Source organism: Cytobacillus sp. C11.1 (assembly GCF_058145115.1).
The window spans coordinates 4620984-4645824 of record NZ_CM176935.1; the positions used below are offsets into that span (position 1 = coordinate 4620984).

A 24841-nucleotide genomic window follows, 5' to 3' on the forward strand; every position below is an offset into this window, starting at 1 on the left:
TGATAAGATTTATTTCCGCAAGTCATCCGGACACTTCCTTTAAGGAAGCCCGTATTTTGAAGGTTTACGAGCTTAACCTTTTGTTTTCTTCAGCCATGAATACTTCCGGGTATCCGTAGCTGCCATGTTCACTTAAATCCAATCCCATTATTTCTTCTTCCTCTGTTACACGAAGTCCTCCCATTAACTTCTTGGCGACTGCCAGAATAATGAAAGATACAGCAAAAGCATAAAGTCCGGAAACTGCTACCCCCATAAATTGTACGCCCAGCTGTTCAAAACCGCCTCCGTAAAATAACCCTGGCTTTCCAACTGTGGCCAGCTCCGGTGTTGCAAAGAATCCTGTAGATAAAGTTCCCCAAATTCCTGCTGCACCATGGACCGACAAAGCATAAATAGGATCGTCGATTTTTCTCTTTTCAAAGAACCTGACACTATAGAACACAAGGATTCCAGCCACAAGCCCAATTACAACTGATGCCCATGTATCAACAAAAGCACAAGAAGCAGTAATGGCAACCAAGCCTGCCAAAGCCCCATTAAGCATGGTCGGTACATCTGATTTGCCCATTACCATCCAGGAAATAATCAATGCAGCTACAGCTCCAGCTCCGGCAGCCAGGTTTGTGTTCAATGCTACAAATCCAAAGAAGCCATCTTCAACCGATAAGGTGCTGCCGGCGTTAAATCCAAACCAGCCGACCCAAAGAATCAGTACGCCCAATGCAGTATAAACTTGGTTATGTCCATATATGTTGTTTGCTGAACCATCTTTATTGAATTTTCCAATACGCGGTTTTAGCAAAATAGTGGCAGCCAGCGCTGCCATAGCACCTGTTAAGTGAACAACTGTAGAACCGGCGAAATCCTGCTTGCCATGCTCTGCAAGCCACCCGCCGCCCCAGATCCAATGTGCAACAACCGGGTAAACAATTGCGGAAAACAATATAGTAAAAATGAGGTAAACGGATAATTTTGCACGTTCGGCAAATCCGCCTAGCGCGATCGTGATGGCAATGCCGGCAAACGCCAGCTGAAAAACGAAGAATACAGGAGAAGATAACCCCATCCCTTCAAGCTCAGCACCCGAGTAGAAGAAATTTGAAAGTCCGACTAAAAAGTTGGCATTATCACCAAATATGAATCCAAACCCTACAGCCCAAAACACAAGTGAAGCAAGCCCGAAAGTAAAAATGGTTTTGCCTGCAATATGGCCGGCATTCTTCATTCTTGTGGAACCAGCCTCAAGCATAATAAATCCGCCTAACATGAAGATAACTAAAATGGCTCCTAACATTACCCATAAACTGTTCATTAAAAACGTGGCATCCAATTTTATTTCCTCCCTCAGTTAATGATGTAAGTAATATTAATATATATATGTTACATTTCCTTACATCACTTAATTTAATCTTATTTTATCCTAATTTACCAATATGTCAATGCGTTTTTTATAATTTTCTAAATTTTATGTTATAAAACCTTACATGTTAATTATCTTTTGATGCAAAATTATTGGCAAATTTAAAATGGTATCTGCCTTTCATTAATCGGTTAAGTTAAAAACGAGCATGTATTTGCTCAAAAAATCGTCGGGAGTGATGTATCATGGCAAGAAACAAACTTTTGGTGCCCGGTGCAGAAAATGTATTGGATCAAATGAAGCAAGAAATTGCCAATGAGTTTGGTGTTCAGCTTGGTGCTGATACGACCGCACGAGCAAACGGTTCTGTCGGGGGAGAAATGACAAAACGTCTTGTCGCCATGGCAGAACAGCAGCTAAGAAACCAGCAAAATCTTTAAAAAACGGCTTCTTTAGCTTAGCCGGCCCTAACCAGGGCCGGCTTTTAGAATCACTCAGTTTTTTCGGATTAAGTTTTCTTGCCTGGGTTTCTTTTAGCAGGTGATTCCGTTAAAAAAATGATTTTATTCGTTAAAATCAGTGGTTTATTCGCTAATTTACAAGTTTGTTCGTTAATTCCCCTGTTTTACTCGTAAGTTTTAGTGATTTCCTCGCCGGTTTCAACGACTTATTCGCTAAGTTCATAAATTTATATATATTTTCCTGCAAATTAAAAACTGCGAATAAACGGTTCCCCCACGCAGCAAAATAAAGCAGAGAAAAGGAGGTTTTGACCATGACAAACAAAAATGACAATCGCGAAAGAAAAAACAAATATCCAAATAACAAAAAGCAGGATACTGAATTCTCAAAGGATACTGATATTCGCAGTGAAATAACAAAAAGGGATATGCAAAAGTAACCTGCATTCTATTTGTAAGCATTTGGCTAGCCTGACCGCAGGCGGTCCGACGCACCTCGTCGCTTTGCTCCTGCGGGTTCTCCCTTTGATCCGCACTCCCGCAGGACTTTGAATAAGCTTCCCTGTATAAACAACGCACGAAGGAAATGCGATTGCGTGTTCGAGTATCTCGTGCCTTCCGCTCCAATCAACAGGGTGCTAAAAACAACAATAAGCTTTAACAGAGCCAAGCATTAAAAAAAAGGCTCGTCATAAGACGGCCTCTTTAAGTAAAAAGCTTATATAATAAATAAATAGCTCCTACCAGGAGCCATACGTAGGTGCCTGGTCATATTGGAGGCAGTGATTTTGCTTTTTTCCCCTCAACCTGAGAGGAGGGTCTGCTAATGCCTCAGGTTCCAGTTTTACAATCTGCAGCATTATTCTTTTTTTCTTCAAGCATATTCAGTCCCCCTACTAAAAGAGTCATGTTAAAGCTCATTTATAATCTATTTTATACCTGGTTAGGTATAATGTAAATATTTAAATATTTTTCTGCCAGCCTCTATCGATGAGACTTTAATGTTTCCTTAAAAAGCTCGACAACTCTTCATTCTCTTTATTCGGCCTTTTCTGTAAAAAAATCCCTCTGCAGAAGCAGAGAGACACTTAATTAATCTAAGTATTGATGATTGCTTTTTACTGCTTTCAGGGTAGTTTCCACGCCTTTCACAGAAGACGCATATACCCTCGTTTCAAAAACAAAAGCAAAAAGTGCAGTACCTAGCGCCAGGTGGAGGACGGCCCATGAAACTTCAATGTAACTGATGATGGTGATTATGCCGATGAGTATTTGGCCCATCACAATCAATGAAGCTGCCATTAGCCTATTTTGCAAACCAGCACTCCAATTTTTCTTAAAAGATATATATGTAAGAATAAATATGTAAAATGCCAAAACACCAGCTAGCAGCCTGTGGCCTGTTTGGAACATCCCCGGTATGGATAAAGGAATAAACCCATTACCGCAATCGAGCCAGCCGCATGCCAATCCAAATGCTTGATGCTTTATATATGCACCCAGAAATAAAGTCAGCACCAATAGCAATAAAATAACATTTAGATGGGATGATACCGCTCTATTCGTTCTGTTTTTACCCGGCGAAAGCTGATTTCCATTCCCGAGACCGACTTTTCCCCAAATCCATATAAGGTTTGCCAGGAAAAGCATAGCAATGATCAGATGAATGGAAACAACAATGGCCGGTAAATCAAGCAGAACGACTACTGCTCCTAAAAGAATTTGAAGAATGAGAAGAATCATTAATCCCCAGGAAGCCGATTTTAGTTCCTGGTCAGGTCTTGATTGTTTTATTTTAAGAAATAGCACAACAGAAATACCCCCGAGTATTGCGCCAATTACCCGATGAGCAAATTCAATTAAAGTATCCCCTTCAAGAATTGGTATTACCAGCCCATTACATAAAGGCCACTCTGGCCCGCAGCCCATACCAGACTCGGAAGATGCCACATAGCCGCCAAATACGATTAAGATGTATGTCAAAATAATTGTTATGAAAGCCAAACCCTTTACCCTCAATCCATGCACCCCTCTTGCAAATGTTTTCAAATTTGTCACTATATTAACAAAAATCAGACAAAATTTCGGTGACATGGGTCACAAAGAGGATGAGGAAATAGAAGTCAGACGAGTCATTTGAGCAGTTATTATACCACCCCCCAAAAAAAACAGTCCATCAAAACGATGAACTGTCTCTCTCCCTTATTGCTGTATAGTTTTTATTGCTTTAAAAATATCCTGCTAAAAAGAGTAACATTTTCTACTATTCTAATGATAGTTTTTCAAAACCAATACCCGATTTCTCAGGAACGATAATATAACCGTTCTCCATGTGCCTTCAGGTTCGATGATATCCTGTTTCTAATGGATTGTGCTGTATCACCTGGAAGCGTTAAGTTGGAGAGTATAGTATTTTAACTTCTTTTCAACCTAGCGGAAAACATTTTCTTTTTCTAAGAGATATAAGTATTGATTTTCCCTGTTTGGATCTTTGACTAAATCAGTTACAATCCAGCCTTCGTTTATATAATGGATAAAAACGTCTTTTGTACTTTCTCTCCATTTTAATGCAAGTGAAAAATTCTCTCTCTTGATGTCCTGAAAATTCCCTGGTACGGGTACGAGAAGCTTTTCGCTGCCATGAGACAAGTCTGTTTTTAGTGGAACGGAGTGACCGTTTTCAGAACGGGTTTCTATGACGATCGGCGATTCAAAAGTTTTTTTGCTCCAATTTGTTGCTTGTTCTTTTATTCGCCACTCCACTAAAAAGCGGTCAGTTGGAACTCCCGCATTCATTTGATCTGACATTTCTCCATAGGCATTTTCTATATATCGCGTACACACCGCACCAAGTTTATGAAGATTTAAATTGGCATTTACTGTTTCCAGTGGATCGTACGTCCAGGAAATGAGTTCATACCCTTTTTCCAGGGCTGTTTCTCTTTGGGCTACTTTCAGCTTTTCTCCAATTCCAAAAGAGCGGTAGTCGGCATGAATCCCAAGACTATGAGAACATAAGTAGACCTTATTTCCATCAAATCCAGGAAAGCTGTACTGAAACCCGATTAAGGCTTCTTTAAAAAAGGCCCCTAATACGAATCCGCCATTTTTGACTGTTGCCACAGTATGATTTACTGGCACTGCATCTTCTACGCTCCAAATGCGTGTTTCCAGCTGATATACAGCTTCCAATTCTTCAACCGTATGAAGGCTCCTGATTGACAGTGATGATAATAACTCTTTCTTCAAATCCTCCCCCCGGCTGAGTCTAGTGGTTTCTCCATTGCAAAGATAATCCCATTTCTCATTAAAATATGATGTGTGCAATAACCACTACGATTGGCAGCGTAATGATTGTACGCAGCAAGAAAATAAGAACTAAGTCTTTAATGCTGACTGGAAGCTTTGAACCAAGCAGCAGTCCACCCATTTCAGACATATAAACAAGCTGTGTGACAGATACACAAGCAATTACAAATCTTGTCAATTCACTTTCAATTCCGCTTCCAATAACTGCTGGCAGGAACATATCTGCAAATCCTACTACCATTGTTTGGGCTGCTTCTGCCGCTTCCGGAATTTGCATCAGAGCAAGGATTGGCTCAAATGGTTTTCCAAGAATTGCGAAAGCAGGTGTATATTCTGCAATAACCAACGCCACCGTACCAATTGCCATAACAATCGGCAATACACCCAGCCACATATCAAGGACATTCTGGAAACCTTCCTTGACCACTGCCGCCGCACCTTTATTGGTCTGCGCTTTTTTAACCGCATTATTAATGCCCCAATTTACTGCGGATACATTGGCAGGAATGGAAGTTTCCTCTTTAAGTACTGTACCTTCATATCCCGTGTTCGCTTTTCTCGATAGCGGAGGAATACGAGGCATGATAATAGCAGCCGCAAGTCCCGCAAGAATAATCGTAAAATAATAATGAAGGAAATATTGCTCTAAGTTCATGTATTGAATGATAACAATAGTAAAAGTAATAGAAACAACTGAGAAAGTGGTAGCAACCACTGCGGCTTCACGCTTCGTATAATAACCGTCTTCGTATTGCTTGGTGGTCAGAAGGACACCAATTGTACCGTCTCCTACCCAGGAAGCCAGACAATCAAGAGATGAACGGCCCGGTAGCGTGAAGACAGGCCTCATCACTTTAATAAGCAAAGCACCAAAGAATTCTAGCAATCCAAAGTTTAAAAGCAAAGGCAATAATAAACCGGCCAAAAGAAAGGTCGTAAAGAGAATCGGAATTAAATCATAGATTAATAACCCGCCGGTATTTTCAGAATAAATCGGTTCAAGGCCCAATTCAAACAAAGTTATTATAGCAAATACCATTCCAAGGAATCGGGCTGCAAGCCAAAATTTGCTGACATTGAATAGTTTATCTAGAAAAGGGCTATTCAATATAAATGAAGGCTTAAATACTGTAGCGATTAATGATCCAATTACAGATAGGCTGATAACAATGACGGTGATGGCATAAACGGAATCACCCAATAAAGCTCCTATCTGGCCTGCCAAATATGCTACGGGAATGGTAATGCCTTCCCCATCGCTGATTGGCACCATAAATAACAATATTCCCACTAAAGACGGGATTAAAAATTTCAGATAGTCTCCTGTCGCATACGATTTCAGCTGTACTTGTTCACTTTCTGGCATTTTCTTAGAAAGACTGCTCATTCGTATGTACCCCCTTTAATTTTCTCTTTAATTCCCCTTTGTTCATCACTACTCAAGAAATAATTCTTTTTCAGCATACAGAATTTCAAGTTTTTGCTGCCTTTTTGTAATTCTTTCATGGTCTTGTTCTTGTATTCCTGCGATAATCACTTCAAGCAAACTTACAACTGATGCTATGGAGTGATGGCCTGAATCCATATTTTCGTCGGTAGTAAGTGTGACTGAAGCCATTTGCCCCACAGGCGATAGCTGGCGGTCTGTAATGGCAATGATCCGGGAACCCTGTTTTTCAGCATAAGAAGCCAGTTTAAAAGAATCCCTGCGATATCGTGGAAAAGAAAAAATTACAGCTGCGGCATGCTCTGTTAAATCGCACACATCCTCAGGCAAAAAACCGTTTGGACCTGAAATAAACACATTTCCCCTTAGCTGCTTAAGCGTGTAATAAAACCAGTATGCGGCCGCAAAAGAACAGCCAAAACCTCCTATATAAACCCTGTCTGCCTGAATTACAGCTTCAATCGCTTTCCAGATCTCATCTTCATTAACCTGATCAAGCAATTGCCGAAGTATTTTCCTCTCTTGATCAATTACTCTCCTAAACAAATTTTCTTCATCATCAGTCTCTGATGACGAATGCTGTTCGCCCGCTGTGTGCTGTTTACCGGCAAGCCAGTCTTTTCTGACCAAATCCTGCATTTGGGAATAGCCGCTGAATCCCAGAGCATATGCGAGCCGGATCACGGTTGTTTCACTGACTCCCACTTTCCTTCCGATCTGAAATGCTGTTAAAAGCACTGCTTCATCAGCATGCTCCATAAAAAATTCAGCTGCTTTTTTCTGACCAGGAGAGAGTGAGGAATAGCTCGCTTTAATCATTTGGCTTAATGTTTTGGTGTTCATGCTATCTCCTCTTGAATAGTGCAGGAAAAACTTCTTATGCAAAGTATAAAGCATTAAATACTTCTCCCACAAGAAGATTTTCTACTATTCTAAATTATATTTTAATTGCTATTAATCTATAAGACCTATTTTTCCTCGAAGGAAATCCTTCTTTACAAAATATTAAAGGATGAAATACTTCTTTTGCAAGGAAAAAATGTATTTTTAAATAAAAAAATTTATTTTTATACATAAATAATACTCAATGAAACAAAGGGTCCCTTTAACTGCTTACATTTAAAAAATGATATAGTAGTTAAAAAGGCTGGAGGTACCAAATGATTGTCAGATGGCTGGGCATTAATATTTTTACAGTTCTTTTGATTATGCTTTGGAGCTGGTATCAGGGGTATGATTCAAACAAAATCTTATTGGGGAAAGTACTGGCACAGGCTGCTTTTATTTTATTTTTAATAAACTTGAATATGTATTTCATATTCCTCCTTATCCGAAAAAGCAAGATAAGGAAAATAAAAATAACCCTTGCGAAGATATCCAAAAGAATGATGAAATATCACGTTGCTATTGCTGTCACAGCTTCACTTCTAATAATTGGACACGCTGCGATTATGATAACTGCCCTTTTTGAAGATTTTGGCAAACAAAAACAGCAAGCGGAATGGTCACATTAATCGTTCTGACTGTTCTCTTATTCAGCGGTTTATTGCGCAGGCTGAAATCGACTGGCAATAGACGAAAATTTCATTATTCGATGGCGTTTGTATTTTTTGGGTTTGTATTTTTGCATATTTTTATATAAAGGCATATGGCCTTTATTTTATGTTCTTTAAAGCGGATGGGTTTGCATTATACCTACCTTTTATGCCTAATCCAGGATTTTTCTGCGTTCATCTGAAGTGACTGCGTCGAATTCATCGAGCTTTGCGTCGTCCTCCCATTTGTGCCGACTCAACTTCTCTTCTTCAATTACCGGAACTACCATCTCAATGCGAATACAAATTAGCCTGTCATTTCTTACCATTACGGGGATGAAACCGAAATTTCAACCTAAAACAAAGCCCTGACATTCAGTCAGGGTTTTTCTTAAATCTTAAGCCGGTAGACAGGTTCAGGATGAAACGCCTGAAAAATTTCACCCGTTGGTTCAAAGCCAGCTTTTTCATATACTCTAATGGCTGGCTCATTCTCTTTGATAACCGATAAATAGATTTCATCACAACCATAAATTTTTTTCATTTCCTTTATTACCAGGTTAATCGACGGGGTTCCGTAGCCTTTTCCCTGAAACTGATGCCCTAGCATAATGCTGACGAGTTCATAGCGGTTATGTTCTTTATCCAGGCCATGGGTAGCAAAGCCGATTAACGTATCACAATCATATATTGCTTTGCAAGTCCATCCATTGACTGCAGCCAATGCGATAAAAAATGCGTTGGATCCTACCATTCTTTCGAAAATCTGAAATTTCTTTTCCTGCTCCTCCTCAGATTTGAGGTTAATGATGTCAAAAAAATTTTCCTCTGTTACAGGCCTTAATTGTAAATTCATGCATACTCCTCTTTCCTCTTTACAAATAAATCACCTAATTAGAATTCGGGTTCGATCAGGATATTCCCTTTTTAATTTGGTAAAATATGTTTTTAAATTATTAAAAACCTCCCTTTTCATCAAGGGAGGTTTTGTAAATTATTTATTTTTACGCTGCTTTGTCAATCTTCCCAATAAAAATGCACCTGCTGCCACACCCAGCATTGTATTTGTTTTCTTGTTGAATACTTGCTTGGCGATAAGGTTTAGGTTTTGCGGCCTTTCTGCAAGGCGGCGCATAAAGTAGCCATACCAGTCGTTCCCGAAAGGAACATACGTACAGAAATTATAGGCTTCGCTCGCAAGCTTTAACTGCATATCCTTTCGGAATCCATATAGCATTTGAAACTCAAACTTTTCTTTCGGGATATTGTTAGCCCTTACAAATTCCTTTACATGATTAATAACTTTATGGTCATGGGTGGCAATGGAAGTAAATTTCCCATTCAGCAAATGCCATTCTATAAGTTTAATAAAGTTTGCGTCAATTTCGCTTTTTTCCTGATAAGCAATTTCTTCGGGCTCTTTGTATGCACCTTTCACAATACGAAGGCGGAAGTCTTGATATTTTTTGATATCAACCTCAGCACCGAAGAAGTATGCCTGGATAACCGTTCCGACATTATCATATTCCTTCGACAGTTCATCGAGTATATCAAAGGAAGGCTGCAGACGTTTGGAGTCTTCCATATCCATATTCACAAAAATGCCATAGCGGCTGGCTCTATCCACGATCTCTCTTACGTTGTCAAGACAGAAAGAGTAATCAATATCAAGGCCCAATTGTGATGGCTTTAGAGAAATATGTGCATCTACTTGATTTTCATGAATAGCTTCAATTACACCAAGTATTTGTTTTTTCGCTTCTGTCGCCTCTTCCTTCTTATATACAAACTCTCCGAGGTTATCGACAGTACAAGAGATTCCATGTGCGTTAAGCTCTTTAATGCTGTGGATCGCTTCTTCTAAATTCGTTCCCGCAACAACACTCTGCGCCCCTAATTTCAATCCATATTTCTTTGCCGCAGTATTCAGAAATTCGTTTTGGGAGAGGCCTATAAATAGATCTTTCAACATAGAAATATCCCCTAACTCTTGTAATTTCACTATAATTATAGCATAGTTTTTTAATAAAATTTATTTTGTGAATTTTCCTATTTTAACGTTTCCCTATCACCCATTTGGTAAAACATTCGCTATGATTTTCGCAGGAAAGTTGACTATATAGATTAAATTATAGTATTATAAAGTTACAGCTGATGGGTTTTCAGCTGTGCTCAAAAATGAGCCAATAGTACTCCAAAGGGGAGTAGCTGACAGTTATGTCGTCATTACGTGATGGAAACATCACCGGCCTGACTGGCAACTTTACGTTGTTTGCGAGACCTTTGCCATTAATGGTAAAGGGATAAAAATATACCTTTCAAGACCTTTACCAGACTTTTGGTAAAGGTCTTTTTATTTTCTATAGAAGGAGGAGAATCACAATTTAAAAGCTTAAAGATCCACCACACGGGGTAAATTAGAATCCATTCAAAACTAGTAAACTTTCATGGAGGAGTAAATATGAAAAAGATACTTGCAGCATTACTTTCAGCAGCTCTTATTTTATCTCCAGCTGGGAATATAGTCTTCCAGGATCATACACTATCAGTAGAAGCCAAAGGATATAAATCAGGTAAGAAAAGCTTTAAAATGAACAACAATAATACACACACGAACTCTTCCTTTCTCCAAAAGAAAAAAGAAAACACCGTAACTACAAATAAATCAACAAATCCAAAAGGCGAATTTACTTCCGGCAAATTAATGAAAGGCCTTATGGTCGGCGGACTTGCCGGGCTGCTCTTTGGCAGCTTATTCGCAAACATGGGTATGTTGGGATCTATATTTGGCTTGATGGTTAATTTGTTAGCGATTTACTTTTTATTTTCTATTATTCGAACTCTCTACGGATACTACAAGAATAAAAAGCGAAAAGAGGAAGCTTCAACATGGAGAAGTTAATCATTTCCGAACAGGATATTATTAATGCTATTTGCATTTATATATCCCGCAAAAAACAAATACATCCTGAGGAGGTAGAAGTTGAATTAATGTATGATGAGTATGGTTTTTCTGCAGAAGCTTATACAAGCGGGAGAAAACAAGTTCTAATTACAGCAAATCTGATCGAAGCTCTTCGCTATTGGCTAGATGAATATACAAGCAAAGACCCTTTTGCCGGAATCAATCTTTTGCTTGATGATGAAAAGGGGATAATTGCGGAAGTAAGCTAAGGTAATAAAGCCTGAACCCTTAACAGGATTCAGGCTTCCATTGTGGGGTAAATGCACCCTTAGCTTTTATTTTCAGTGTACCAGCGAAAAATAAAAAAGTCCCTGCTATCATAGATTTCCAAGGACCTTTACCGATGATTCCGACTGGGTTCGAACCAGCGACCTCTACCCTGTCAAGGTAGCGCTCTCCCAGCTGAGCTACGGAATCCTTATTTTATTTTCCTCTAGTGAGGACAATATCAAATATAAACTTTTTTCACATAAAAGTCAATAGCCATATTCATTCCATAAATAAAAGATTAATAGTTTGAAAATAGATTACATTCACATTACATTTTTTTGATTTAAGTCTGTAATGTATCTTTTTAAGAAAATATGCTTTATAATGCCCTCTATATGATTCTTTTGTTAGATGAATCAAATATTTCAGGGTTACGGAAGGAGAAAATTTAATGAAAAAACTAATGTATCCCTTTTTACTAGTATTACTTTCTGCAGTGTTAGCAGCTTGCGGTGCAGATGAAGAAGGCAAGAGCGCAGAAAAAGATGATAAGGCCAAAACGGCTGAAACGGCTGAAACCGATCAGCAGGATCAGCAAAAGCAAATGGAAGAAATGCAAAAGAAAATGGAAGAACAAAAGCTTGAGGAAGATAAAACAGTTGCAATTGTAAATGACCAGGAAATTCTTGGCCGGGAGTATAATAGCGTTCTTACATCATCCCAAATGATGTTTCAGCAAATGGGACAAGATCCTACTACTAAAGAAGCTGCAGAGCAAATCAAGGAGCAAACGCTTGATAGCTTAGTTGGCCAGACTCTTCTTCTCCAGGAAGCGGACAAAAAAGGCTATAAAGCTTCTGATGAAGAAGTAAAAAAGCAGCTTGAAGAAACAAAAGGACAATTTAAAGACGATAAAGAATTCGAAACAGCCATGAAGCAGGCTGGTCTTAATCCAGACTCCTTAGAGAAAGAAATTGCCAACAACATTAAATACACTAAGTATATCGATGGCGAAATTAAGCCTGAAGAGGTTACAGACGCCGAGATCCAGAAGTTTTATGATGAGTATGCAAGCCAGGGGGGCGCTGAAGGCCAAGAGCCCCCTAAACTGGAAGAAGTAAAGCCACAGATCAAGCAGCAGCTTGAACAGCAAAAACAGCAAGAAATACTGGTTAAGCATGTTGAAGAATTAAAGAAAAGCGCCAAAATCGATATCAAGGTCTAAGCCTCGGAGCAGCTTCCCTTTTTGGGTGGCTGTTCTTTTTATATGATAAAATTACCTTCCTCTTTTCATCTTCCTCCCCTTGAGAAATTATTTAAATACGGTAATATGTATTGGGGAGGCTACATCATGATAAAACATATAACAATCATTCAAATCATTGCAGGTTATTTAATACTCACTTTGGGTGTCTCATTAATTATTTTATCCGGTCTTGGTGCAGGTGCTTGGGATACCGTCTATGTTGGCCTTTTTAAAAAGTTCGGTCTGACAATCGGAACATGGTCATTTCTGGTTACTACTTCCCTAATATTTTTCAACGCACTGCTCTCCTGGGAAAAGCCACAATTTAAATCCTTTATAGGTACTTTATTAGCAAGTCTTGGAATCGATCTTTGGCTGGAACTTGTATTTAACAGCACTGCTATTACACTTTTTCCTGTTCAAATCCTCTCCTTCTTTTCGGGTGTTTTATTACTTGGATTTGGCGTTGCCATTTATATCCGTCCAAAAATATTTAGCGGACCAATTGATGGTTTAATGATCGCAACAGCTAAAAGGTTGAATATTAGCATTAAAAACGCCCGTATCCTAAATGAATCCTTGGCTTTGGCTATTGGTTTCCTGTTAGGCGGCCCGGTGGGATTAGGCACTTTATTCGTCGCCATCTTTTTAGGCTATACAATCCAATATGGCACAGTGTTTCTAAACCTCTTGAAAGATAAAGGACTAAAAATTATTTAAAAGGCAGTTTACGAAAACGAGGATCTCGCACCTTACGCTCCAATCAACCAACCTATTTATCAATGTTTGTTTCTATTCAAAAACAACAAACTTTTAGAAAACAGTTATTTAAAAAGACTTCAAAGTTGTGAAGTCTTTTTTTATGCGAACATACTTTCTGTTTATACTTGAAAAAGAACATTCGTTCGTATATAATGCAAATATAAGTAAGGAGGGATTTATATGAAAGGAATTCTTTATCGAGCAATGGAAGAGAGAAAGCCTGTGGAAATCATCTATCTCTCCAAACGGAATTCATTTACACAAAGAAAAATTTTAATTAAAGAACTGCGCGGCAGCACTATTTTGGCTTACTGCTTATATAGAAAGCAAATGCGAATTTTTAATTTAAACCATATTATGTCCATTCTGCCAGAAAAGAAAACACGACAGATTAGTTAATTAAAGCTTCTCTCTATTAACTAGAGCCTGTATTTCAATGCGAAATACGGCTTTTTATTATGCCTTCCTCCCTCGTACAATTTCACCAACAAACCTCTAGATAGCAAGATGCTACTTTTTTTCTAGTCTGTTCCATTCAAAATGGTTCTTTACAGAGAAAATAAAAAGGAAGGATCCCCAGGGGAGCATCCTTCCTTTTTTTGTTAAGCTGTTTGCGTCTTCTCCTTATCCTCTCGTTTAAAGACCATTTGCAACACAATCAGCAAAATGAAAATTCCCAATCCGATTATATCAGTTACGCCTTCTGGATAGATAAGCAATAGTCCCCCTGCAATTCCAAGGAGCCTTTCAAGAAAATTCAATTTTCGCATCCAGTACCCGATAACCCCGGCACCAATTGCCATCATACCAGTCAAGGCAGTAAATACTACCCAGATTAAATAATACCAGGTGGTATCAATCATCAATAACTCAGGAGATAGGACGAACATATATGGAATAATAAATGCCCCAATAGCAAGTTTGGACGCTGTTACCCCCGTTTTAATCGGATCTCCGCCTGATACTCCAGCAGCTGCAAATGCAGCAAGAGCAACTGGAGGTGTAACATCAGCCACAATACCGAAATAGAATACAAATAAGTGTGCAGATAAATCAGGAACACCTAATAAAATAATCGCAGGAGCGGCTATAGTAGAGGTTATAACATAGTTAGCTGTTGTTGGCGAACCCATTCCAAGTATAATGGCTGCAACCATTGTCAGCATTAAGGTTGGAATTAACAACCCGCCAGAAAGGTCAAGCAGGCCATTTGCCATTTTTAATCCAAGTCCTGTCTTAACAACTACTCCTACAATTATACCCGCTGCAGCTGTAGCAGCTGCAACGCCCAATGCAGTACGTGCACCATCGACTAACGCATCAATAGCATCTTTAAATCCAATACGTGTCTCTTTGCTAATCATGCTCACAGCAACTGTTATAACAATTGACCAAAGAGCAGCCCGGATAACGCTCATACCTGACATAAGCAAAATGATTACGGCCAATATAGGAAGAAGCAAGTATATCTTTTTTAGTACTTCTTTGCGGTTTGGCATTTCTTCATCTTTTAATCCTCTTAGTCCTACACGTTTTGCTTCAAAGTGAGTCATAATCCAAACACCAGCGAAGTAAAGCAGGGCAGGGATAGCTGCAGCTTTGGCAATATCCCAATACGTAATGCCTCCGCCAATGAACTCGACCATAAGGAATGCGGCAGCACCCATGATTGGAGGCATGATCTGCCCGCCTGTCGAAGCGGTCGCTTCAACCGCACCTGCGAACTCCTTCTTATAGCCAAGCTTTTTCATCATTGGAATGGTAAATGAGCCCGAAGTTACAACGTTTGCTACAGAGCTTCCGCTGATTGTTCCCTGAAGGGCACTTGAGAAAATTGCAACCTTTGCTGGTCCGCCTGTTCTCTTCCCTGCAATGGAAACAGCCAAATCATTAAAGTATTGTCCAACACCTGTTTTTACAAGGAATGATCCAAATAACAGGAATAGGAATATAAAGGTAGCAGATACGCCTAAAGGAGTACCCAGGATCCCTTCAGTTGTGAAGAACATTGTTTGTACAAGTCTTTCTAGATCCAGCCCGCGGTGTGCCAGAAATGCTGGCATATATGGGCCATAAATCGCATATGCGAGGAATATTACCGCAATAATTGTTATAGGCAATCCAACTGCCCGCCTTGTTGCTTCAAGTACTAAAAGAACTGCAAGTAAGCCAACATAAAAATCAATCTCTGTCAGACGCCCGGCCCTCATAACGATTTCATCAATAAACAGCGGCCAATATGCCCCTACAACGATACCAAGAATGGCTAGAATAATATCATACCAGGCAACTTTATGTTTTCGCCCCCTGTCTTTTTTCCTTGCCGGAAATAACAGGAAGATCAGAGCCAATGCAAACCCCAAGTGGATCGAACGCTGCAGCTGGGCTGTAAGCATTCCGAAAATCCCAGTATATAAATGGAATAGCGAGAATGATAAAAGGCCAATAAAGACAATCCAGCCCATAATGCCTCTGAGTTTCCTTGTACCAGCCTCAGGATCATACTTTTCCAGCAGTTTCTGCTGTTCCTCCAGAGATAACGTTTCCACTTTATTGTCCAAGGATATTCACTCCTTTCAAAGTCTCAATTAAGTTTAATTTTTTAGCTTTTATACGCACCCAGGTTCCGGGTTCTATATAGTCTGAAAGCGGATACTCTTTTCCTCCATTAATTACTGTATGATTTGCTCTAACCTCTCCTAGCCGGAGATCAAATGAAGGAAAAACCCGATTCATATTCTTAATATAATATTTGCCGTCCTTTTGTTCAAATATTTCTCCATTTGAAGCATTTTCAGGCATTCCAATCGCAAAATCCTCATACATAAGCTCATATAGCTTAATATGGCCTTTTTCAGTTATATTGTAGCTTTCAACAACATCTGAAAGGTGAATGGAATGAGTGTACTTAATTTTAAAAGATCCGTCCTCTTTAATTGGGAGATAAGCAAGCACGTCTCCTTTGTTCTGATATTCAAAAACAATAGCCTGCTTCATAGGAATGAAAAGCATAATTGCGATGGATGTGAGGCTGAGGAATGCCAGGATCAGTTTTGCCTTCCCTGGCTTCTTAAATTTCATATAAAACCCCACCTAAAATAATAGTTATAATAACCAGTCTTTACATTTGATTGGAAAAACATTTTAAAAGTTAATTGACCGGCGTAAAAACCTTATTAGGTTTTACAGCCGGCCAAGTTTTTAAGCGTTTAAATTATGTTTTGTCCAGATTACTCAGCTTTTAGGCCTAATTCGTCAAAGTACTTTTTAGCACCAGGGTGCAGTTCGATTCCCGTGCCTTTAACAGCATTTTCTGCTTTAATCATTTTGCCTTTTGCGTGAGTTACTTTATCAAGATTTTCGAAAATAGCCTTTGTTACATCATACACAACTTCCTCAGAAAGGTCGTTAGACACAACAAGCATTGCCTGAACAGCTACTGTTGGAGCAGCTTCAGCAAGCTTGTAAGTTCCAGCTGGAACTTCATCCTGAACGTAATATGGATACTTTTCGATCAGTTCATCAATTTTGCCTTGTTCAATTGGAACAATGACAACATCCTCGGTTGCAGAAAGGCCTTCTACCGCACCAGTTGGAGTTCCTGCTGTAACGAAAGCAGCGTCAATTGTGCCATCCTGGATGCCTGCAGTAGATTCATCGAAAGAGAGATCCTGTTTTTCGATATCATCTAAAGTGATTCCATGGACTTCAAGAATTTGCTCTGCATTCGCAGCAGTTCCTGAACCAGGAGCACCAATGGAAACTTTTTTGCCTTTTAAGTCTTCAACAGTCTTAATGCCTGCCTTTGCTGTTGTCACAATCTGGATGGTTTCAGGATAAAGTGTTCCAATTGCACTTACATTATCAACAGCTGCTCCTTCAAACATTAATTTTCCTTCTTTAGCATAGGAAGCAATATCCGTTTGAGAGAAAGCTATTTCAGCATTTCCATCTTTCAAAGTGTTCATGTTCTCTGCAGATGCACCTGAAACTTCAGCATTTGTATCAATGCCAGTAGCATCAGAAATAATCTCAGCGAACGATCCGCCTAGCGGATAGTATGTACCGCCCGTTCCACCAGTTACGATGCTCATAAATTTCGGCTTTTCAGCGCCTTCGCCTTCGCCACCGTCGCCATTGCCTTCATCAGTGCCGCCACCGCATGCTGCAAGCACCATCGAAAGCGCTAACAGTAAAACTGTTGCGAGAAGAAAACTTTTCTTTTTCATTATAGTTCCCCCTTTATAAAATTACAGTTTCTCGTACTATATACTATCTAAAGGATATCCTGATTGTCAAATGATACCTTCTTCTATTTATAAATCAGTATACGTCTTCCGTATCCTCCGAAGGTTATGCATCTATCCGCTTATCTTTTAGAATTTGCTGGCATCTTTTTTGCATTTACAACCATATTATTACAGACCAGCCGCATTCAGAAAACTTGTAAAAAGCAAATCCTATATATATATGATAAAATCTTGATGAAAAGCCTTACATACATGCAAACGGAGGAATAGATAACATGGATTTTCCAAGAGGATCAATTAAGGATATTAAGATAGACAGCAAAGAGCTGGGAGAAGAGATTAGCCTGCTCATTTATTTGCCGGCTTCCTATTCACCTTTATATAAATATACCGTTGCCATTGCTCAGGATGGAAAAGATTATTTTCAGCTTGGAAGAGCAGGCCGTATCGCAGACGAACTCTTAAGCGAAAAGGAAATTGAAAACCTGATCATTGTCGGCGTTCCATATCAAGACGTTAAAGATAGATGGAACAAATATCATCCTGACGGAGTCCAGAATAATGCTTATATCCGCTTTCTTGCACATGAATTGGTTCCGTTCCTTGACCGGGAATTCCCCACTTACCAAATGGGAATGGGCCGGACGCTGATGGGGGACTCCCTTGCTGCTACTGTATCGTTAATGGCAGCGATTCAATACCCCAATACATTTGGACGGTTAATTCTACAGTCCCCTTTTGTAAACGAATCAGTTATGGAGGCTGTGAAAGAATTCAACCAGCCACATCTTCTTAATATCTATCATGTCATTGGAAAAGAAGAGACAGCTGTAAAAACAACCGAAGGCTCGGAAAAAGACTTCCTCACTCCAAATCGGGAACTTTCAAAACTAATTGAAGAAAAACGTTTTCCATACTTTTATGATGAATTTGATGGAGACCACACATGGACATACTGGCAGCCAGATTTGAAAAGAGCACTTAAATTAATGTTTTGACCTTTTTTATAAGCGAAAAGGACTATTATTAAGCTGTGACGAAAAGAATACATGGATGGGCACTGTTTTTTCTTTTTAAAAAAGGTATAATTATATAATGAATTTAGAAAATTTGCTATAATAGTTCAACTACAAGGTTTATATTATCTCATGTAATCCTGCCAGTTATTAAACAAAAATAAACATGGAGGTTGTTGTATGAGCACGAAATACGGTATTGTTATTTTCCCTTCAAAAAAATTGCAAGATTTAGCCAACTCTTATCGAAAGCGGTATGATCCGCATTATGCATTAATCCCCCCACATGTCACGTTAAGATCCGGGTTTGAAGCATCGGAAGAAGAGATTAAAGAACTAACTGAAACTTTGCACGGTATAGCCAATAAACACCAGCCTTTTCAAATAAATGCTTCGAAAATCAGCTCTTTTCAGCCGGTTAACAATGTCATTTATTTTAAGATTGAGCCTACCTCCCAGCTGGAAGAACTTCACCGGGAATTGAATGATAATATTGCTGCAGAGGGTCCTGAGTATAATTTTGTCCCTCATATTACAATTGGTCAAAAACTTTCCAATGATGAGCATTCTGATGTTTATGGATCTTTAAGAATGCAGCCTGTTAATCACGAAGAAGTAGTAGATCGTTTTCACCTTCTTTATCAACTGGAAAATGGCTCTTGGACTGTATATGAAACATTTCGACTAGGAAAGGAATAATCAAAAGTGGAAGTAAAAATCGTCTCAACTGAACAAGAATTACAGGATGCATTTTCTGTACGCAAACTAGTATTTATTCACGAGCAAAATGTTCCTGAAGAAGAGGAAATTGACCAGTATGAGGATGAAGCAGCCCATTTTGTGCTATATGATAATGGAAAGCCAGCAGGTGCAGGCCGTTTCCGTACTGTAGATGGGGTTGGCAAAGTAGAAAGAATTTGCGTACTGCAAAAGAACCGGAAAAGCGGTTCTGGAAAAGCGATCATGAAGAAAATTGAAGAATACGCAAAAGAACAGGGACTCCCTGCTCTAAAATTAAACGCCCAAACACAAGCCATTCCTTTTTATGAAAAATTGGGCTATGAGGTAATCTCGGAAGAATTTATGGATGCAGGGATCCCGCACCGCACGATGAAAAAATTAGTTTGATGGACTAGCTCCTGCCTTGGATGGCAGGAGTTTTTTGTTGTGCAATAATTTTTCATCTTTCTGCAAACACTATTCCAGATGCAGCTTTAAAGGAGTGGTTTGGATGGAATATTTACATATCGCCAGTGTACTGGTAATTGGCTACATCTTTTTATTTGTAATGGCAAAAGTCTTGGGAAAAACACAAATCACCCAGATTACTCCTTTTGATTTTATATCTGCGATTGTATTGGGAGAACTGGTGGGGAATGCACTTTATGATGAAGAAATTGGTATTCTTGAAATTTTCTTTGCAGTAGCAGTATGGGGAATTTTAATTTATGCAACAGAAACTCTTACCCAAAAGTTTAAACGTGCACGCAAATTTCTTGAGGGTGAACCCTCTATCGTTATTAAAAAGGGGCAAATTGTCTATGAAGAATTAAAAAAAAACCACTTGGATTTAAACCAGCTGCAGCATCTTCTCCGTTCAAAGGACGTATTTTCCATCCGTGAATGCGAATATGCTATCCTGGAAACGGACGGAACTATTAGTGCTATAAAAAAACCAGTGTATGCATCGCCTACTTTACAGGATTTGAACTTACCGTTTAACTCGGTCGAACTTCCAGTTACAGTCATTCTGGATGGAGAAGTGGTATGGGATAATCTTAAAAGCATTGGATGGGACGAAATCAGGCTTAATAATGAAATAAAAGCGAACGGAGCTGCAACTATAAAGAAGGTTTTATATGCGGAATGGAAAGAAGGAGAGGCTTTGCACGTGCAAACGTACTAAGCCTCTCCTTCTTTTTTCTATTATATACATTCACTAAAGTGACGGCCTTTTCCAGTCAGCTCGCCATACGTTTGTTCTGCTTTTTTTCTATTTGTACTGTTTATGTTTTCAGAACGCTGATAAGCTTTTGTTTTGGTTAATTTTTTTTGAATATCAGGAGCAAGTTCTTGACTGAAGTCTTTTGAATTAGATTGTGCAGCTATTCGGGTAACAGGTACAAAACGAAACGGATCATACTTATTGCCAATTTCTCTTTCAGCGTACTGATTATATTGGTAATATGTCAAAGGCAGGATATAGCCCATGATTGCTCCCCCTCTCCATTCAAACTCTTATTAAAGAAATACGTTATGTAATTCGCATTTATGTACCCGTTTTCAAAGAAAATTAAACATTAAAGGACTTTAGAATCCTTATGTGTTTTGATATGATAAACTTTGTCTTATTCTTTTACGTGACAAAGGCAATTCTGCATCATTATGGATGGACGTACAAAATCAATCGTCCAAATGACTGCTTTAAGCGGGGTATTTTTATGAAAACGGCACTTTTACATAATAAAGTATTAAATCTTCAAAAGTTAAATAGAGAAAGCTTTCAGCATATATATCAAGAGGGCAAAAAAGGGAAATTGTTTTGTCCGGAGTGCGGGGCTTCAGTCCGTTTGTATTTAGGCATCAGCAAGGAACCTCATTTTTATCATATTCAGCATAATAGCAAAATGTGCCAGGATGCAGAACAGGATTCCGATTCTGAAACTGTACAAGCTGAATCGAAAGAATTTATCGAAAGAAACGGTTTCCAGATTCCAGTATCAAGGGCTATTGCTTCCACTGCAGTTAAAAATGCCGAATCAACCTTTAAAAAAGCTCAGCCTGTTAAAAACATCCCTCCTTACACTAAAGACAACACTCAGAAACATAGCTTTCCGGATGAGTACTTGCAGGCGCTATCCCAATCAGGAGTTTTTTTGGATGAGCGGCAGGCTGCTGCTGTATCACATATCCAGGGGCCCTTACTTGTCCTTGCTGGAGCAGGAAGCGGAAAAACCAGAGTTTTAACTACGAGGACGGCTTTTATGCTGCGGGAAAAAAAGATCGACCCGAAGTCGATTATGCTCGTCACATTTACTGCAAAGGCTGCTGCCGAAATGAAAGAACGGCTGCTTGATTATCCCGGAATGGATTCCAGAAAAGTAAAGCAGGTAATATCAGGTACATTCCATAGTTTGTTTTACCGGATCCTCTCCTTCCATTCCCCTGAAAAATGGTCTTCAGGCAAGCTGCTGAACAGAGAATGGCAGCGGGAGCAGATTATTAAAGAGGCTTGCAAAGATTTGAAATTGGACGAAAAAGAATTTGCCTATGACCTGGCCCTACAGCAAATCAGTTATTGGAAAAACTCACTTATCATGCCAGAGAAGATTCAACCTGAAAATGACTGGGAGGAACAAACCGCAATTCTATATAAAAGATATGAACAAGCAAAGGAGAGAAAAGGATTATTTGATTTTGATGACATGCTAACAGGCTGTTATACCCTTTTTAAAAATCATCCCGCTATTCTCGGACAATATCAAAACCGATTTCAATATTTCTTGATCGATGAGTTCCAGGATATTAATAAAGTTCAATATGAACTAATGAAAATGCTCTCTGCACAAACAAAAAATGTATGTGCAGTCGGCGATGACGATCAGTCTATCTATGCTTTCAGAGGCAGTGACCCGCAATATCTTCTCGATTTTGAAAAAGATTTTCCCGAAGCAAAGGTCATTACATTAAATCAAAATTATCGCTCGGCACATGAGATAGTCTCAGCAGCCAACCAAATTATTTCCCTTAATAAACAAAGGCGGGCAAAAAGCATGAATGCCCAATATTCCAGTAATCAGCAGCCCTTCTTATTTTTTCCGTATGATGAAGAAGAGGAAGCAACCATAATCCTAACAGACATTCAGGATAAAATCGAAAAAGGCTATGAACCACAAGATTTTGCGGTGTTATTCCGGACGCACGCCGGCAGCAGAGCTGTTTTCGAGAGACTGGCAAATTCAAGCCTCCCTTTTAAACTAGATCAGGATGCCGAGTCATTTTATGATCGTTTCATTGTCAGAAGCATGCTGTCTTTTTTGAAGCTTTCTATAAATGAAGAGGATCAAAATGCAATTAAAGATATATTGCCTTCCCTCTTTGTTAAGCAGACGGCTTTGCAGGATATAAAAGCAGAGAGTATTTTAAAGGATTGTTCGCTGCTCGAATGTCTTAGCCATATAAAAACAGGCTTTGCTTTTCAGGAAAGCAAATTAAAAAAGGTGATTCCCGTAATCAGATCACTTTCAGGGCTTATTCCCTTAACTGCAATTGAAATGGTTGAAAAAGAACTCGGATTTCAGGATTTTATAAAAAAACGGGGCAATGAAGGCAATAAGATGGAAAAGGGATCTGATGATCTGAAGGACTTGAAGGTTGCCGCGCGCAATTTTAACTCTCTTGCCGAGTTTTTGGAGCATACTGAGCATATGAAAGCTATGAATAAAGAAATCAAGCAACTCAGCAAAAGTTATAACAACGCCATTACTTTAAGTACGATCCACCGTGCAAAAGGCCTTGAGTATAATGTGGTGTATGTTGTCGGGGCTGTAGAAGGAAGCCTTCCGCATGATCATGCTCTTGAAGCATACCGGTCAGGGGATTCCGCTCCGTTGGAGGAAGAGCGCAGACTGATGTATGTAGCTGTAACTAGGGCGAAAAAAGACTTATATATTTCAGTACCTGAAAAAAGGCGTGGACGAAAAGCCTACCCCTCTCGGTTCCTTGCTCCTATTACAAGAAGCAGCACACGTGAAAGTTTTAGAAAAGCAGACGGACCTGGCCGATAATTGCCAGGTCCTTTTATATTCTTTATTTTTTGTTCATCATCTGTGAAATGGTATTAAAGTCAAGCTGCTTGCCGTCAGCAACAATTGATTTCACGATTTTATCTTCCATATCTTTTGAAACGGGCTTATTCGCAATTTTGGAAACCCTCTTAATAACATTTCTTACTGTCTTTTCATCTTTAAAGTTTGCATTCTGCAAAGAACCGGCCAGCTCAAATACATCCTTCATATTTACGCCTGTTTTCTTTTCAAGGTTTTTAAAGAAATTATTATCCATGCTGCTTTTCACGCTCCTTCTTAAACTACTTTATATTGTATGAAGGAGGGCAAAAAAGGTGAAATAAAGAAAAGCCGACCCAACCATGACTATGGCATTAGGTCAGCCGCTCTCAAAATAAAAAATCTTAGTTGTAGAAACTCGCACCAACAATAATTAACAAGATGAATAACACGACAATTAAAACAAAAGTGTTTCCGCCGTATCCCCCGCCATATCCGCCATAACCATAGCCGCAATAACCGAAGCCCATGCCTATCACCTCACTTTGTTTTTACTCAATACAAGATATGTATATTAACCAGTAGGTGTATAGGCAAGCCCCTAAGCAACTCTTGCATTTTAGTCCATCAGACTAAAATAAGGCTTGGCCTTTGTTATTAATTCGTCTATGCGCCTTGCGTAGTCCTTATAAGCAGTTTTTAAAACAGGTTCTTGTGCAGTCATTGAGTTCCATTCAAGTTCAGAATGAATTTTTTTCATTAAGATTAAAAGATGCTCGTCCTGCTTTATCTCAGGTATCTTTAATGAGTCATTATAAAGATCAATTTTAAGCTGGCCTTGCTCATCAATTTGAGCAAAAAAGACATTTTCTGGCTCTACTTGTCTTTTTGCCAATTCTATGCTCAGCCATTCCCTGCTAACTCCCGCATTTTTCAAAGCGTCGTAGTAAATGGTCCCATCCATAATGACAGCATGTGGTACGCCCGCTTCTGGAAAGTGGTCAAATAAGTCTCCTGCAGTCAGCGGCTGTTTGGCTTTTTTTAATATTATATTTAATTCGCCATTCGAATCCAAAGAAGCAAATTCCACATCGGCAACCCGAAAAATATCTTTTTTTCTTAACTGTTCCATCAATTCGTCTGCACTGAACTTTTCTTTTCTTAAATTATCTTCCAGTATTTTTCCTTTTTCAATAAAAGTTGTTGGCTTCCCTTCAACAAAATCTCGAAAGGGCTTGCTTTTTAATGACAAAATGCTGATAAATAATGGCACAAATGCCCAAATCAATAAGGCAGTTATTCCATCCCTTAAGCTTAGTTCAGGATCCATAGAAAGTGTTCCTGCGATATCGCCTACAGTGATGCCAACAATATATTCGAAAAAGGATAGCTTGGAGAGCTGCTTTTTTCCTAATAATTTCGTGATGAAAAAGAGTCCCAGGATAATAAATGATGAACGTACAACTGCTGCAAGTATTTCCGTCATTGTA

The 24841-nt window shown here is 39.1% G+C and carries 27 protein-coding genes and 1 tRNA gene; 13 read left to right on the forward strand and 15 right to left on the reverse strand.

Annotated features, from left to right (window positions below; translation table 11 throughout):
• Positions 1-64 precede the first annotated feature (64 nt).
• A complete protein-coding gene (locus AC3ZVC_RS22840; protein WP_490065373.1) occupies positions 65-1333 on the reverse strand; it encodes an ammonium transporter in 1269 nt (422 codons plus the stop codon).
• Positions 1334-1608: 275 nt separating this feature from the next.
• Here AC3ZVC_RS22840 and AC3ZVC_RS22845 point away from each other — a divergent pair, with 275 nt between their 5' ends.
• Together AC3ZVC_RS22845 and AC3ZVC_RS22850 are read left to right on the forward strand one after the other, a co-directional pair.
• On the forward strand, positions 1609-1803 hold the full coding sequence (locus AC3ZVC_RS22845) for an alpha/beta-type small acid-soluble spore protein (RefSeq protein WP_110067807.1): 195 nt from the start codon (positions 1609-1611) through the stop codon (positions 1801-1803).
• Positions 1804-2138: 335 nt separating this feature from the next.
• On the forward strand, positions 2139-2264 hold the full coding sequence (locus tag AC3ZVC_RS22850; protein WP_285289070.1) for a hypothetical protein: 126 nt from the start codon (positions 2139-2141) through the stop codon (positions 2262-2264).
• 652 nt (positions 2265-2916) lie between these two features.
• On the opposite strand, the gene AC3ZVC_RS22855 is transcribed toward AC3ZVC_RS22850, so the two are convergent.
• The 4 genes from AC3ZVC_RS22855 to AC3ZVC_RS22870 form a co-directional block, all read right to left on the reverse strand.
• Positions 2917-3843 carry a COX15/CtaA family protein gene (locus AC3ZVC_RS22855; RefSeq protein ID WP_490065374.1) on the reverse strand — a complete coding sequence of 309 codons (927 nt, stop codon included), beginning with the start codon at positions 3841-3843 and terminating at the stop codon, positions 2917-2919.
• Positions 3844-4254: 411 nt separating this feature from the next.
• Complete coding sequence (locus tag AC3ZVC_RS22860) at positions 4255-5073, reverse strand: GNAT family N-acetyltransferase (protein ID WP_490065375.1); 819 nt, start codon at positions 5071-5073, stop codon at positions 4255-4257.
• A 58-nt stretch (positions 5074-5131) separates the two neighbouring features.
• Positions 5132-6520, reverse strand: a complete 1389-nt coding sequence (locus tag AC3ZVC_RS22865; protein WP_490065376.1) for a YjiH family protein — start codon at positions 6518-6520, stop codon at positions 5132-5134.
• Positions 6521-6568: 48 nt separating this feature from the next.
• Positions 6569-7423 (reverse strand): MurR/RpiR family transcriptional regulator, encoded by an 855-nt coding sequence (locus AC3ZVC_RS22870; protein WP_490065377.1) that lies wholly within the window; start codon positions 7421-7423, stop codon positions 6569-6571.
• Positions 7424-7740: 317 nt separating this feature from the next.
• On the opposite strand from AC3ZVC_RS22870, the gene AC3ZVC_RS22875 reads away from it, so the two are divergent.
• A complete protein-coding gene (locus AC3ZVC_RS22875; protein WP_490065378.1) occupies positions 7741-8094 on the forward strand; it encodes a hypothetical protein in 354 nt (117 codons plus the stop codon).
• A gap of 412 nt (positions 8095-8506) precedes the next feature.
• Here the strand turns inward: AC3ZVC_RS22875 and AC3ZVC_RS22880 are convergent, their stop codons facing one another.
• A complete protein-coding gene (locus AC3ZVC_RS22880) occupies positions 8507-8971 on the reverse strand; it encodes a GNAT family N-acetyltransferase (RefSeq protein WP_490065379.1) in 465 nt (154 codons plus the stop codon).
• Between the two features lie 138 nt (positions 8972-9109).
• On the reverse strand, positions 9110-10087 hold the full coding sequence (locus AC3ZVC_RS22885) for a proline dehydrogenase family protein (RefSeq protein ID WP_490065380.1): 978 nt from the start codon (positions 10085-10087) through the stop codon (positions 9110-9112).
• A 489-nt stretch (positions 10088-10576) separates the two neighbouring features.
• Here AC3ZVC_RS22885 and AC3ZVC_RS22890 point away from each other — a divergent pair, with 489 nt between their 5' ends.
• Together AC3ZVC_RS22890 and AC3ZVC_RS22895 are read left to right on the forward strand one after the other, a co-directional pair.
• Positions 10577-11017, forward strand: coding sequence for a hypothetical protein (locus AC3ZVC_RS22890; protein WP_490065381.1), 441 nt, complete (start codon positions 10577-10579; stop codon positions 11015-11017).
• Positions 11005-11289 carry a YxcD family protein gene (locus AC3ZVC_RS22895; RefSeq protein WP_490065382.1) on the forward strand — a complete coding sequence of 95 codons (285 nt, stop codon included), beginning with the start codon at positions 11005-11007 and terminating at the stop codon, positions 11287-11289. Before AC3ZVC_RS22890 ends, AC3ZVC_RS22895 begins: the two co-directional genes overlap by 13 nt.
• 135 nt (positions 11290-11424) lie before the next feature.
• On the opposite strand, the gene AC3ZVC_RS22900 is transcribed toward AC3ZVC_RS22895, so the two are convergent.
• Positions 11425-11497, reverse strand: a tRNA-Val gene (locus AC3ZVC_RS22900).
• A gap of 244 nt (positions 11498-11741) precedes the next feature.
• On the opposite strand from AC3ZVC_RS22900, the gene AC3ZVC_RS22905 reads away from it, so the two are divergent.
• The 3 genes from AC3ZVC_RS22905 (at position 11742) to AC3ZVC_RS22915 (ending at position 13697) form a co-directional block, all read left to right on the forward strand.
• Positions 11742-12515 carry a SurA N-terminal domain-containing protein gene (locus AC3ZVC_RS22905; RefSeq protein ID WP_490065383.1) on the forward strand — a complete coding sequence of 258 codons (774 nt, stop codon included), beginning with the start codon at positions 11742-11744 and terminating at the stop codon, positions 12513-12515.
• A 126-nt stretch (positions 12516-12641) separates the two neighbouring features.
• Positions 12642-13256 (forward strand): YczE/YyaS/YitT family protein, encoded by a 615-nt coding sequence (locus AC3ZVC_RS22910; RefSeq protein ID WP_490065384.1) that lies wholly within the window; start codon positions 12642-12644, stop codon positions 13254-13256.
• A gap of 222 nt (positions 13257-13478) precedes the next feature.
• On the forward strand, positions 13479-13697 hold the full coding sequence (locus AC3ZVC_RS22915) for a hypothetical protein (RefSeq protein ID WP_026583753.1): 219 nt from the start codon (positions 13479-13481) through the stop codon (positions 13695-13697).
• Positions 13698-13900: 203 nt separating this feature from the next.
• Here the strand turns inward: AC3ZVC_RS22915 and AC3ZVC_RS22920 are convergent, their stop codons facing one another.
• The 3 genes from AC3ZVC_RS22920 to AC3ZVC_RS22930 all read right to left on the reverse strand — a co-directional run bounded on the left by AC3ZVC_RS22920 (position 13901) and on the right by AC3ZVC_RS22930 (position 17527).
• Complete coding sequence (locus AC3ZVC_RS22920; RefSeq protein ID WP_490065385.1) at positions 13901-15859, reverse strand: TRAP transporter permease; 1959 nt, start codon at positions 15857-15859, stop codon at positions 13901-13903.
• On the reverse strand, positions 15849-16379 hold the full coding sequence (locus tag AC3ZVC_RS22925) for a DUF1850 domain-containing protein (protein ID WP_490065386.1): 531 nt from the start codon (positions 16377-16379) through the stop codon (positions 15849-15851). Before AC3ZVC_RS22925 ends, AC3ZVC_RS22920 begins: the two co-directional genes overlap by 11 nt.
• A gap of 149 nt (positions 16380-16528) precedes the next feature.
• Positions 16529-17527 carry a TAXI family TRAP transporter solute-binding subunit gene (locus AC3ZVC_RS22930; protein WP_490065387.1) on the reverse strand — a complete coding sequence of 333 codons (999 nt, stop codon included), beginning with the start codon at positions 17525-17527 and terminating at the stop codon, positions 16529-16531.
• A gap of 296 nt (positions 17528-17823) precedes the next feature.
• On the opposite strand from AC3ZVC_RS22930, the gene AC3ZVC_RS22935 reads away from it, so the two are divergent.
• The 4 genes from AC3ZVC_RS22935 (at position 17824) to AC3ZVC_RS22950 (ending at position 20470) form a co-directional block, all read left to right on the forward strand.
• Positions 17824-18546 carry an alpha/beta hydrolase gene (locus tag AC3ZVC_RS22935; RefSeq protein WP_490065388.1) on the forward strand — a complete coding sequence of 241 codons (723 nt, stop codon included), beginning with the start codon at positions 17824-17826 and terminating at the stop codon, positions 18544-18546.
• A gap of 198 nt (positions 18547-18744) precedes the next feature.
• Positions 18745-19263: a YjcG family protein gene (locus tag AC3ZVC_RS22940; RefSeq protein WP_490065389.1), complete on the forward strand. Its 519-nt coding sequence runs from the start codon at positions 18745-18747 to the stop codon at positions 19261-19263.
• A gap of 6 nt (positions 19264-19269) precedes the next feature.
• Positions 19270-19692: a GNAT family N-acetyltransferase gene (locus tag AC3ZVC_RS22945; protein ID WP_490065390.1), complete on the forward strand. Its 423-nt coding sequence runs from the start codon at positions 19270-19272 to the stop codon at positions 19690-19692.
• 103 nt (positions 19693-19795) lie between these two features.
• A complete protein-coding gene (locus tag AC3ZVC_RS22950; RefSeq protein ID WP_490065391.1) occupies positions 19796-20470 on the forward strand; it encodes a DUF421 domain-containing protein in 675 nt (224 codons plus the stop codon).
• 20 nt (positions 20471-20490) lie between these two features.
• Here AC3ZVC_RS22950 and AC3ZVC_RS22955 read toward each other — a convergent pair whose 3' ends face one another.
• Positions 20491-20775, reverse strand: coding sequence for a hypothetical protein (locus AC3ZVC_RS22955; RefSeq protein WP_490065392.1), 285 nt, complete (start codon positions 20773-20775; stop codon positions 20491-20493).
• A gap of 230 nt (positions 20776-21005) precedes the next feature.
• On the opposite strand from AC3ZVC_RS22955, the gene AC3ZVC_RS22960 reads away from it, so the two are divergent.
• Positions 21006-23351, forward strand: coding sequence for a UvrD-helicase domain-containing protein (locus AC3ZVC_RS22960; protein ID WP_490065393.1), 2346 nt, complete (start codon positions 21006-21008; stop codon positions 23349-23351).
• A gap of 22 nt (positions 23352-23373) precedes the next feature.
• Here AC3ZVC_RS22960 and spoVIF read toward each other — a convergent pair whose 3' ends face one another.
• From spoVIF to AC3ZVC_RS22975, 3 genes are all read right to left on the reverse strand, one after another.
• Complete coding sequence (spoVIF, locus tag AC3ZVC_RS22965; RefSeq protein WP_214725384.1) at positions 23374-23628, reverse strand: sporulation-specific transcription regulator SpoVIF; 255 nt, start codon at positions 23626-23628, stop codon at positions 23374-23376.
• A gap of 127 nt (positions 23629-23755) precedes the next feature.
• Positions 23756-23881, reverse strand: coding sequence for a YjcZ family sporulation protein (locus tag AC3ZVC_RS22970; RefSeq protein WP_490065394.1), 126 nt, complete (start codon positions 23879-23881; stop codon positions 23756-23758).
• 89 nt (positions 23882-23970) lie between these two features.
• Positions 23971-24837 (reverse strand): DUF421 domain-containing protein, encoded by an 867-nt coding sequence (locus tag AC3ZVC_RS22975; RefSeq protein ID WP_214725388.1) that lies wholly within the window; start codon positions 24835-24837, stop codon positions 23971-23973.
• Positions 24838-24841: the final 4 nt, after the last annotated feature.

Bases quoted from the DNA above. Each gene is read 5' to 3' on its own strand.
- AC3ZVC_RS22845 (WP_110067807.1), top strand. From the start codon at position 1,609: ATGGCAAGAAACAAACTTTTGGTGCCCGGTGCAGAAAATGTATTGGAT.
- AC3ZVC_RS22850 (WP_285289070.1), top strand. From the start codon at position 2,139: ATGACAAACAAAAATGACAATCGCGAAAGAAAAAACAAATATCCAAAT.
- AC3ZVC_RS22865 (WP_490065376.1), bottom strand. From the start codon at position 6,520: ATGAGCAGTCTTTCTAAGAAAATGCCAGAAAGTGAACAAGTACAGCTG.
- AC3ZVC_RS22870 (WP_490065377.1), bottom strand. From the start codon at position 7,423: ATGAACACCAAAACATTAAGCCAAATGATTAAAGCGAGCTATTCCTCA.
- AC3ZVC_RS22875 (WP_490065378.1), top strand. From the start codon at position 7,741: ATGATTGTCAGATGGCTGGGCATTAATATTTTTACAGTTCTTTTGATT.
- AC3ZVC_RS22880 (WP_490065379.1), bottom strand. From the start codon at position 8,971: ATGAATTTACAATTAAGGCCTGTAACAGAGGAAAATTTTTTTGACATC.
- AC3ZVC_RS22885 (WP_490065380.1), bottom strand. From the start codon at position 10,087: ATGTTGAAAGATCTATTTATAGGCCTCTCCCAAAACGAATTTCTGAAT.
- AC3ZVC_RS22890 (WP_490065381.1), top strand. From the start codon at position 10,577: ATGAAAAAGATACTTGCAGCATTACTTTCAGCAGCTCTTATTTTATCT.
- AC3ZVC_RS22895 (WP_490065382.1), top strand. From the start codon at position 11,005: ATGGAGAAGTTAATCATTTCCGAACAGGATATTATTAATGCTATTTGC.
- AC3ZVC_RS22905 (WP_490065383.1), top strand. From the start codon at position 11,742: ATGAAAAAACTAATGTATCCCTTTTTACTAGTATTACTTTCTGCAGTG.
- AC3ZVC_RS22910 (WP_490065384.1), top strand. From the start codon at position 12,642: ATGATAAAACATATAACAATCATTCAAATCATTGCAGGTTATTTAATA.
- AC3ZVC_RS22915 (WP_026583753.1), top strand. From the start codon at position 13,479: ATGAAAGGAATTCTTTATCGAGCAATGGAAGAGAGAAAGCCTGTGGAA.
- AC3ZVC_RS22925 (WP_490065386.1), bottom strand. From the start codon at position 16,379: ATGAAATTTAAGAAGCCAGGGAAGGCAAAACTGATCCTGGCATTCCTC.
- AC3ZVC_RS22930 (WP_490065387.1), bottom strand. From the start codon at position 17,527: ATGAAAAAGAAAAGTTTTCTTCTCGCAACAGTTTTACTGTTAGCGCTT.
- AC3ZVC_RS22935 (WP_490065388.1), top strand. From the start codon at position 17,824: ATGGATTTTCCAAGAGGATCAATTAAGGATATTAAGATAGACAGCAAA.
- AC3ZVC_RS22940 (WP_490065389.1), top strand. From the start codon at position 18,745: ATGAGCACGAAATACGGTATTGTTATTTTCCCTTCAAAAAAATTGCAA.
- AC3ZVC_RS22950 (WP_490065391.1), top strand. From the start codon at position 19,796: ATGGAATATTTACATATCGCCAGTGTACTGGTAATTGGCTACATCTTT.
- AC3ZVC_RS22955 (WP_490065392.1), bottom strand. From the start codon at position 20,775: ATGGGCTATATCCTGCCTTTGACATATTACCAATATAATCAGTACGCT.
- AC3ZVC_RS22960 (WP_490065393.1), top strand. From the start codon at position 21,006: ATGAAAACGGCACTTTTACATAATAAAGTATTAAATCTTCAAAAGTTA.
- spoVIF (WP_214725384.1), bottom strand. From the start codon at position 23,628: ATGGATAATAATTTCTTTAAAAACCTTGAAAAGAAAACAGGCGTAAAT.
- AC3ZVC_RS22970 (WP_490065394.1), bottom strand. From the start codon at position 23,881: ATGGGCTTCGGTTATTGCGGCTATGGTTATGGCGGATATGGCGGGGGA.
- AC3ZVC_RS22975 (WP_214725388.1), bottom strand. From the start codon at position 24,837: ATGACGGAAATACTTGCAGCAGTTGTACGTTCATCATTTATTATCCTG.